The organism is Streptomyces sp. NPDC004561 (genome assembly GCF_053602155.1).
Genome location: NZ_JBSGDB010000844.1, coordinates 1 through 1,906, shown reverse-complemented (window position 1 = coordinate 1,906; position 1,906 = coordinate 1). Strand labels below are relative to the sequence as shown.

Sequence of the window (1,906 nt, the reverse complement as noted above, 5' to 3'; positions counted from 1 at the left end):
GTCACCCCGCAGCTCGTCCACGCGCTGCCCCCGGCCCTGCGCGACGCCTACGTCCGCGCCTACGCCGAGCGCTACCGGGTCCTCGCCGCCACCGGCCTGGCCCCGGCCGACCCCGCCGCCTCCGGGCACTGGTACGGGCCGCGCGCCCGCCGGCTGCTGCGCGCCTGTTTCGACTGGTGGCTGGAGTGGGAGGGCGACGACCATCCCCGCCGCCACATCGACCTCAACCATCTGGCGTTCGCCCTGTCCTGCGCCGGCCGCCCGGCCGAGGCCGCCGCCGTGTTCCAGCGCATCGGCGCCCACGCCACCCGGGTGCCCTGGTCGTACCCGCACCAGGACCCCTGGACGGCCTTCCGCGCGGCCCGCTCCCGCGCGTTTCTGAACCGCGCGTAAGAAGTCATTACGGAACCCTGACCGGTGACCGGATCCCCTGGCCCCGCGAGGCCCCGAGTGTTCGAATGAATGCGTGAACCCTGAACCTCCCGAGGAGCGGGACGGCACTCCGATCGGCCGCCGCGTCTTCCTCGGCACCCTCGGTCTGGGCGCGCTCGGCGTGATCGCCGCGCCGACCCTGCAACGCGGCATCGAGGGCGTCCTCGGGACGATCGCGGGCAAGGACCCGACGGGCCTGACCGGTCTGCTGCCCAACGGCGGCGGCTTCCGCTACTACTCCGTCGCCGCCTCCGTCCCGCACAAGGACGCCACGGACTACCGCCTCGGCATCGACGGCCTGGTCGACAACCCGCGCACCTACACCCTCGCCGACCTGCGCGCCCTGCCGCAGACCCGGCTGGTCAAGGACGTCCAGTGCGTCACCGGCTGGCGGGTCCCGGGCACCCCCTTCCAGGGCGTGCGGCTCTCCCACCTGCTGGACCTCGCCGGCGTCCGCTCCTCCGCGAAGGCCGTCCGCTTCACCTGCTTCGACGGCACCTACAGCGAGAGCCTGACCCTCGACCAGGCACGCCGCCCGGACGTCCTGGTCGCCCTGCGCATGCAGGACAAGGACATCGGCTGGGAGCACGGCGGCCCCGTCCGCCTCTACGTCGCCCCCATGTACTTCTACAAGTCGGCCAAGTGGCTCTCCGGCATCACCCTCACCGACCGGGTCAGGCCCGGCTACTGGGAGAACCTCGGCTACGACGTCGACGCCTGGGTCGGCCGGTCGAACGGACGGACCGATGAGCCTACGAGCTGACGCCCCGGCCCCGCCGAGCGCCCGGATCCGCCGCTTCGGCCGGGCCCAGCGATGGGTGCACCGCGGCACGGCCGCGCTGATGGGGGTGTGCGTGGTGACCGCGGCCGTCCTGTACATCCCCGCGCTCGCCGTCCTGGTCGGCCGCCGCGAACTGGTCGTACGGATCCACGAGTGCGCCGGGCTCGCCCTGCCCGTCCCGGTCCTGCTGGGCCTGGCCTCCCGCGCCTTCCGCGGGGACCTGCGCTTCCTGAACCGCTTCGGGCCGCACGACCGGGTCTGGCTGCGCGCCGCCCTGGTCCGCGACAAACGCCACTCCTCCCGGCCCGCCGGGAAGTTCAACGCCGGACAGAAGGTCTACGCGGCCTGGATCGCCGGGGCCACCCTGGTCATGCTCGGCACCGGCCTGATGATGTGGTTCACCCACCTGACCCCGCTCATGTGGCGTACCTCGGCGACCTTCGTCCACGACTGGCTGGCCCTGACGATCGGCGTCGTGCTGGCCGGGCACATCGGCATGGCGCTGGGGGACCCGGAGGCGAGACGGGGACTGCGCACCGGAACGGTCAGCAGGGAGTGGGCGAAGCGGGAGCACCCGCTGTGGCGGCCCTAGGGGGCTTCGTTTGGATCAGGCCGGCCGTGAGGAACAGCGCTTGCCGGCCGACCCGAGCGGGGTCTGGTGCGTACGGCTGCAAGGCGGAGGAGGGAGTCGAC

At 73.1% G+C, this 1,906-nt stretch carries 2 protein-coding genes and 1 pseudogene; all 3 read left to right on the top strand.

The window, feature by feature from the left end; translation table 11 throughout:
* Positions 1-393: pseudogene (locus ACWEN3_RS45985) on the top strand (hypothetical protein); the annotation flags it as partial.
* A gap of 73 nt (positions 394-466) precedes the next feature.
* Positions 467-1,195, top strand: coding sequence for a molybdopterin-dependent oxidoreductase (locus ACWEN3_RS45980; RefSeq protein ID WP_452984336.1), 729 nt, complete (start codon positions 467-469; stop codon positions 1,193-1,195).
* The gene (locus ACWEN3_RS45975; RefSeq protein WP_452984334.1) at positions 1,179-1,805 is read left to right on the top strand and encodes a cytochrome b/b6 domain-containing protein; all 627 of its coding nucleotides are present in this window, start codon (positions 1,179-1,181) and stop codon (positions 1,803-1,805) included. Before ACWEN3_RS45980 ends, ACWEN3_RS45975 begins: the two co-directional genes overlap by 17 nt.
* Positions 1,806-1,906: the final 101 nt, after the last annotated feature.

What these genes read in the sequence shown, in the direction of transcription:
- ACWEN3_RS45975 (WP_452984334.1), top strand. Translation starts at nt 1,179, where the DNA reads ATGAGCCTACGAGCTGACGCCCCGGCCCCGCCGAGCGCCCGGATCCGC.